The 7,619-nt window shown below is 56.0% G+C and carries 6 protein-coding genes and 1 pseudogene; 6 read left to right on the forward strand and 1 reads right to left on the reverse strand.

Translation table 11 applies throughout. The features are described from left to right. Positions 1-341: 341 nt before the first annotated feature. Positions 342-1,844, forward strand: a complete 1,503-nt coding sequence (gene proP / locus A1WC_RS23650; RefSeq protein ID WP_008807240.1) for a glycine betaine/L-proline transporter ProP — start codon at positions 342-344, stop codon at positions 1,842-1,844. 49 nt (positions 1,845-1,893) lie between these two features. Here the strand turns inward: proP and melR are convergent, their stop codons facing one another. Continuing rightward, complete coding sequence (gene melR, locus A1WC_RS23645) at positions 1,894-2,832, reverse strand: transcriptional regulator MelR (RefSeq protein ID WP_008807239.1); 939 nt, start codon at positions 2,830-2,832, stop codon at positions 1,894-1,896. Positions 2,833-3,071: 239 nt separating this feature from the next. Between melR and A1WC_RS23640 the strand changes: the two genes are divergently transcribed. The 5 genes and pseudogenes from A1WC_RS23640 to A1WC_RS23625 all read left to right on the forward strand — a co-directional run bounded on the left by A1WC_RS23640 (position 3,072) and on the right by A1WC_RS23625 (position 7,546). Then, a complete protein-coding gene (locus A1WC_RS23640) occupies positions 3,072-4,424 on the forward strand; it encodes an alpha-glucosidase/alpha-galactosidase (protein WP_016160125.1) in 1,353 nt (450 codons plus the stop codon). Positions 4,425-4,517: 93 nt separating this feature from the next. Continuing rightward, positions 4,518-5,933, forward strand: coding sequence for a melibiose:sodium transporter MelB (melB, locus tag A1WC_RS23635; RefSeq protein WP_008807237.1), 1,416 nt, complete (start codon positions 4,518-4,520; stop codon positions 5,931-5,933). A 5-nt stretch (positions 5,934-5,938) separates the two neighbouring features. Then, a pseudogene (locus A1WC_RS28480) lies at positions 5,939-6,070 on the forward strand (hypothetical protein). 138 nt (positions 6,071-6,208) lie between these two features. Next, positions 6,209-7,165: a plasmid segregation protein ParM domain-containing protein gene (gene parM, locus A1WC_RS23630; RefSeq protein WP_004146678.1), complete on the forward strand. Its 957-nt coding sequence runs from the start codon at positions 6,209-6,211 to the stop codon at positions 7,163-7,165. A 9-nt stretch (positions 7,166-7,174) separates the two neighbouring features. Beyond that, positions 7,175-7,546 carry a plasmid partitioning/stability family protein gene (locus A1WC_RS23625; protein WP_016160127.1) on the forward strand — a complete coding sequence of 124 codons (372 nt, stop codon included), beginning with the start codon at positions 7,175-7,177 and terminating at the stop codon, positions 7,544-7,546. Positions 7,547-7,619 lie beyond the last annotated feature (73 nt).

Raw genomic sequence — 7,619 nt, forward strand, 5'->3', positions numbered from 1 at the left:
TTTTGCGAGCAGCCAGGAAAATGAACTTATTTATTTTCGGACACTCTGTAATAGGGCGGTAAATTTATGTGAAGTTGATCGCAGATATAAACGCTGTTAGGGTAAAAAAGGGGAGCAGGTCAATTTCATCAGGTATCACGATCGGCCGCTCTATTTATTCACCAGTAGCCAGAGCAGGCGTCAACAGGTTCGGTTGTACATTCTGTCAGCAGACAGTGCAGGCAAACCTGCTACGCTTGAAATGAGGAGCACAGCAATTCACCGCTCCTGACGCACGATACGGATGGCCTTGTCATTCGGCGATGATGCGTGTACTCAAGGCGGAGTAGCAGAGGAAAAATATGCTTAAAAGGAAAAAAATAAAGCCCATCACCCTTAAGGATGTGACCATCATCGATGATGGTAAACTGAAAAAGGCGATCACCGCGGCCTCCCTGGGTAACGCGATGGAGTGGTTCGATTTCGGCGTCTATGGCTTTGTGGCCTACGCCTTAGGTAAAGTCTTCTTCCCCGATGCCAACCCAAGCGTGCAGATGATTGCCGCACTGGGTACCTTCTCCGTTCCATTTTTAATTCGTCCGTTAGGCGGCCTGTTTTTCGGGATGCTGGGCGATAAATATGGTCGGCAGAAAATCCTCGCAATAACCATCGTGATCATGTCGATAAGTACTTTCTGTATCGGCCTGATTCCGTCGTATGCCACGATAGGCATCTGGGCGCCGATCCTGCTGCTGCTGTGTAAAATGGCGCAAGGCTTCTCGGTCGGCGGTGAATATACCGGGGCATCGATCTTCGTCGCGGAATATTCTCCTGACCGTAAACGCGGCTTTATGGGCAGTTGGCTGGACTTTGGCTCCATCGCCGGGTTTGTGATGGGGGCCGGCGTGGTGGTTCTCATCTCCAGCGTGGTGGGGGAACAGAACTTTCTCGACTGGGGTTGGCGTATCCCGTTCTTCCTGGCGCTGCCGTTAGGCATCATCGGTCTCTATCTGCGCCATGCGCTGGAAGAGACCCCGGCGTTCCAGCAGCATGTGGACACCATGGAGCAGGGCGACCGTGAAGGACTGCAGGACGGGCCGAAGGTCTCTTTTAAAGAGATTGCCACCAAGCACTGGCGTAGCCTGCTGACCTGTATTGGTCTGGTGATTTCCACCAACGTGACCTATTACATGCTGCTGACCTATATGCCGAGCTACCTGTCGCATAACCTGCACTACTCGGAAGATCATGGGGTGCTGATCATCATCGCCATCATGGTCGGGATGCTGTTTGTGCAGCCGGTTATCGGTATGCTCAGCGACCGCTTTGGCCGTCGTCCGTTCATCCTGATTGGTAGCGTGGCGCTGTTTGCCCTGGCGATCCCGGCCTTCATTATGATTAACAGCAACGTGATTGGCCTGATTTTCGCTGGTCTGCTGCTGCTGGCGGTCGTGCTGAACTGCTTTATCGGGGTGATGGCCTCCTCGTTGCCGGCGATGTTCCCGACGCACATCCGCTTCAGCGCCCTGGCCAGCGCCTTTAACATCTCGGTGCTGGTTGCTGGTCTGACGCCAACCCTGGCGGCGTGGCTGGTGGAAACCACTCAGAACCTGATGATGCCGGCGTACTACCTGATGGTCATCGCGGTGGTGGGGATGGCGACGGGTCTGTCGATGAAAGAGACGGCTAACCGCCCGCTGAAAGGGGCGACCCCGGCGGCGTCGGATATCCAGGAAGCGAAAGAAATCCTTGGCGAGCACTACGATAACATCGAACAAAAAATCGAAGATATCGATCAGGAGATCGCCGATCTGCAGGCAAAACGGTCGCGTCTGGTGCAGCAGCATCCGCGTATCAACGACTAACCGTTTTCACTGTCAATCATGCCGCCTGGGGAGACCCCGGCGGCATTTTTTATGCCTCCGGCAAGGCCAGCCCGTGACGTCGCTGCTGGCTAAGTTTACGGTACTGCTGCGGCGGCATGCCCACGTAGCGGGTAAAGGTGCTGTAGAAGCGGCTGCTGGAGCGGAACCCGGCGGTAAGGGCAATATCCAGGATGGTCTTGTCGGTATCGCTCAGCAGCGCCCGCACATGATTGATACGCATGGCGGTAATATACTGCTTCATGGTCTGCTGCATCACCCGCTGAAAGACCCCCATCGCGTAGTTCGGGTTGAGCTTCACGTGCTCGGCAACGGCATTGACGGTCAGCGCCTGGTCATAGTGGGCGGCGATAAACTCCAGCATCTGGCTGACATAAAACTGCGCGTGGCGCGAGACGCTATTCTTGTGGGTGCGCGAGGTTTTGTTGACCAGAATCGGCTGCCAGCCGGAGAGGCTCAGCCGCTTGAGCATCAGGGCGATTTCATCGATCGCCAGCTGGCGAATCTGTTCATTGTCGTGGTTCAGCTCCTGCTGCCAGCGGCGCACTTCAAAGGCGCTTAACTGCTGCGCGGCGAGGGACTTAATTACCATTCCATGGGTGACGTGGTTGATAAGCTCCCGGTCCAGCGGCCATGAGAGAAACAGATGCATCGGCAGGTTGAATATCGCCATCTGCTGGCAATCGCCGGGGCGGGTCAGCTGATGCGGCGTACAGGCCCAGAAGAGGGTGATATAGCCTTTCTCAATGCGCACCACTTCGTTATTAATCAAATACTCCACGTCGCCATCGAACGGCACGTTGACCTCCACCTGGCCGTGCCAGTGGCTGGTGGGCATGGCGTGCGGCGGGCGCAGTTCGATATCCATACGCTGATACTCGGAGTAGAGCGCCAGCGGGCTGCGGCTCTGCTTTTCGTCGCTGCTGCACATAAAGGGATCGGGGGGCAGGGAAGTAAAGCGGTGTTCCATGATTAACCTATTCCTGGATTGTCAGAGTGGCTGCATTTTTCGCCAGAACTGACTACAGCTTAGCGGAATAACCGGCCCGTTTTCTCTCCTTTTAAGTCGATCTATTGCCAAAAACTCAGATTTTGTGGCGCTTAATGGCCGATCTGAGTTTCCAGGAATGCTCCGGCGGGAACAGGGCAGCGTAACGCTGAGCGACGTGCCACTCTGCAAGTGTTCAATGACCTGATGGAGAGTGCGTGATGACCGCCCCAAAAATTACTTTTATCGGCGCCGGTTCGACGGTGTTCGTCAAAAATATTCTCGGTGATGTTTTCCAGCGCCCGGCGCTGAAATCGGCGCATATCGCGCTGATGGATATCGATGAAACCCGGCTGGAAGAGTCGCATATCGTGGTGCGCAAACTGATGGATTCGGTGGGCGCGAACGGCGAAATCAGCTGCCATCGCGATCGTAAAACCGCCCTGCAGGGCGCCGATTTTGTCGTCGTCGCTTTCCAGATTGGCGGCTATGAGCCCTGTACGGTCACCGATTTTACCGTCTGCAAGCGCCACGGCCTGGAGCAGACCATTGCCGATACGCTGGGGCCGGGAGGCATTATGCGCGCGCTGCGCACCATCCCGCACCTGTGGGCTATCTGCGACGATATGACCGAGGTCTGCCCGGACGCCACCCTGCTTAACTACGTCAACCCGATGGCGATGAATACCTGGGCCATGTACGCCCGCTACCCGCATATCAAGCAGGTTGGCCTCTGCCATTCGGTACAGGGGACGGCGGAAGAGCTGGCGCGCGACCTCGATCTCGATCCGGCGGATTTACGCTACCGCTGCGCGGGAATCAACCATATGGCGTTCTATCTGTCGCTGGAGAAAAAGCTCGCGGATGGCAGCTACGGCAGTCTCTATCCCGACCTGCTGCAGGCCTACGCCGAGGGCCGGGCGCCGAAGCCTAACCTGCACGGCAACCCGCGTTGCGAAAACATCGTCCGCTACGAAATGTTCAAAAAGCTGGGCTACTTTGTCACCGAATCGTCGGAGCATTTCGCGGAATATACGCCATGGTTTATCAAGCCGGGCCGCGATGACCTTATTGCTCGCTATAAAGTGCCGCTGGATGAATACCCGAAACGCTGCGTCGAGCAACTGGCCAACTGGCATCAGGAGCTGGAGAGCTATCAGCGCGGCGAGCGCATCGAGGTGAAACCATCCCGCGAGTATGCCAGCACCATCATGAACGCCATCTGGACCGGCGAGCCAAGCGTGGTGTACGGCAATGTGCGCAACGATAATCTCATCGACAACCTGCCGCAGGGTTGCTGCGTGGAAGTGGCTTGCCTGGTGGACGCCAACGGTATTCAGCCGACGAAAGTGGGCGCGCTGCCGGCGCATCTGGCGGCGCTGATGCAGACCAACATTAACGTACAAACGCTGCTGACGCAGGCGATCCTCAACGAAGACCGGGATTACGTCTATTACGCCACGATGATGGATCCGCACACCGCCGCGGTGCTGGGGATCGAAGAGATCTACGCGCTGGTGGACGATCTGATCGCCAGCCACGGCGACTGGCTGCCGGCCTGGCTGCACCGTTAATCCTCTCATGCCGCCGGGGGCAACGAACCCGGCGGTGCCTGTCACGCTCTATCAAACGCTGAAGGAGGCGCTGGCGACAGCGACCTGTACCCTATGAGTATTTCAATGACAACAAAGCTCAGCTACGGATTTGGTGCCTTTGGTAAAGATTTCGCTATCGGTATCGTCTACATGTATCTGATGTATTACTACACCGATATTGTTGGCCTGTCGGTTGGGGTGGTCGGCACCTTGTTCCTGGTGGCAAGGATCCTCGATGCGATAGCCGATCCGATCATGGGATGGATCGTCAACTGTACGCGATCGCGATGGGGGAAGTTTAAACCGTGGATCCTGATCGGCACGATAACCAATTCGGTGGTGCTGTATATGCTGTTCAGCGCCCATCACTTCAGCGGCGGGGCCCTACTGGCGTGGGTGTGGCTAACCTACCTGCTGTGGGGCTTCACCTACACCATCATGGATGTGCCGTTTTGGTCGCTGGTGCCGACCATTACCCTCGATAAACGTGAACGTGAACAACTGGTGCCTTACCCGCGCTTTTTCGCCAGCCTTGCTGGGTTTGTGACGGCCGGCGTCACGCTGCCGTTTGTCAGCGCCGTGGGCGGCGCCGACCGCGGTTTCGGTTTCCAGATGTTTACCCTGGTGCTGATTGCCTTCTTTGTGATTTCCACCCTGGTCACCCTGCGTAACGTGCATGAGGTTTACTCCTCGGATAGCGGCGTGAGCGAGGATTCCAGCCATCTTTCACTGCGCCAGATGGTGGCGCTCATCTATAAAAACGATCAGCTGGCCTGCCTGTTAGGCATGGCGCTGGCCTATAACACGGCGGCGAACATTATCGCTGGCTTTGCCATTTACTACTTTACCTACGTGATTGGCAGCGCGGAGATGTTCCCGTATTACATGTCCTACGCGGGGGCGGCGAATTTGCTGACGCTGATCCTGTTCCCACGACTGGTGAAAGGGCTGTCGCGGCGCATTCTGTGGGCGGGTGCTTCGATCATGCCCGTGCTGGGCTGCGGCGTGCTGTTGCTGATGGCGCTGAGCGGCGTTTACAACATCGCGCTGATTTCGCTGGCCGGGGTGCTGTTGAATATCGGCACCGCGCTGTTCTGGGTGCTGCAGGTTATTATGGTGGCCGATACCGTCGACTACGGCGAATATACGATGAATATCCGCTGCGAAAGCATCGCCTACTCGGTACAGACGCTGGTGGTGAAAGCGGGCTCGGCGTTTGCGGCCTGGTTTATTGCCATCGTGCTCGGTATCATCGGCTACGTGCCGAATGTTGTGCAGTCATCTCACACGCTGCTGGGGATGCAGGCGATTATGATTGCGCTGCCGACGCTCTTTTTCGCCCTGACGCTGTTTCTCTATTTCCGTTATTACAAACTGAATGGCGATATGTTGCGCCGTATTCAGATTCACCTGCTGGATAAATATCGCCGGGTACCGGAAAATGTCGTCGAGCCGGAACGGCCGATTGTGGTACCCAACCAGGTGTAAAAAGCGTGCGAAAACCGCTGAGGAAAGAGGGGAGGGATGCTCTCTTTTTGTACAAGAACAGTGTCTGAAACAGACAGAAAGAGAGAAACTGTATTTCTCTATTTTGTCTCAGTTATTTCTCTTTCAGGGCGCATTGAATTGTTCGTTTCTCCATTTGTTCTCAAATAAAACTCGGAATTGTCTCTTTTTCGTGCTCTTGCGCGGCTTTTTAACTCTTGCTACTCTTTTTGGGTCTTACATTTTTCTCTTATTTGTCTCAGTGATGGAGCAATGCGATGCGCATTTTTATCGATGATGGTTCAACCAATATCAAAATGCTGTGGGAGCAAGATGGCGAAACTTTCACCCATATCAGCCCCAACAGTTTCAAACGCGGCTGGTCTGCCACCTTCGGTTCCGGGAAGCCTTTTAACTACACCGTGGATGATGAAAAGTACTCATTCGACCTGATCACTCCCGATGCGCTCCCCACCAATAACATTGACTGGCAATATAGCCCGTTGAACTCCATCGCTGTCCATCACGCGCTGCTGACCAGCGGTCTTGAGCCGCAGGATGTCGAGATTGTGGTCACCCTGCCGCTGACCGAATTTTACGACGAAGATGCGCAATATCGCCTCGACAATATTGAGCGCAAGAAAAAGAGCCTGCTGCGCGACGTTAAACTGAACAAAGGCGTGGTGTTCAATATCACGAAAGTTACCGTGCGTCCGGAATCCATTCCGGCGGGGATCAGCCTGTGCGATGAACTGAAACCGTCGCATTCGGTGCTGATTATCGACCTCGGCGGCACCACGCTGGATATTTCAATGGTCGCCGGGCAGATGACCTCGGTTTCGCGCATTTACGGCGATCCGAAGCTGGGCGTGTCGCTGGTGACCGATGCCGTTAAGCTGGCGCTGGCCCGGGCGAATACCGACACTTCCAGCTATAACGTTGACCAGATAATCATCAACCGCCACGACGAAGAATACCTGACCGACAACATCAACGATCCGGATGCGGTTTCTGAGGTGAAGAAGGTGATCAATAACAGCATTGAACGTCTGACCACCCGCGTCCTGACGGCGATTGATAGCTTTAAAGGCTATTCGCACGCCATCGTGATTGGCGGCGGCGCGCCGCTGGTGGCCGATGCGATTCGTGAACGTATGGGGCTGCGCGAGGACCGTTTCGTGGTGGCTGAAGAGCCGCAGTTTGCCCTGGTGCGTGGTCTGAAAATTATTGGCTAAGGAGCGTCTATGACTCTGGATCGCAGAAAAGTGCTGATTTACCTGCGCCCGGATATCAGCGCCAGCGAGCGCTTCGCGGACGCAAAAATTGAGGCCCATCACCGTGGCGACCGCGGCGATATGTCGCGTACGGCGCTGCTGGCGGGGCTGGCGTTAGGGGAAGTTGATAGTCGCCTGCCGTCGATGCTGGCGGCGCTGCTGGCGGAAGATACTAAACCGGAAACGCTGCGTAAGATGCTGGCTTCGTTCCTTGAGATCCAGCCGGCCTCTTCCGCCCCGGCATCCGCGCCAGCGGCGGCTCCAGCTAAGGCGCCGGAGCCGCCCGCGCCGGTCAGCGAGAGCGTCTCCGCGCGTAATCTCGCCGGTTCGTTACCGGATTAAGCGCTATTCCCGGTTTGCGCTATCCGGGAAACTCCCCGGCTTGCGCTGCGCTTAGCCGGGCTACTGTTTGCAC

The sequence above is a fragment of the Klebsiella sp. KTE92 genome, from assembly GCF_000398905.1.
GTDB classification, from domain to species: domain Bacteria; phylum Pseudomonadota; class Gammaproteobacteria; order Enterobacterales; family Enterobacteriaceae; genus Klebsiella; species Klebsiella variicola.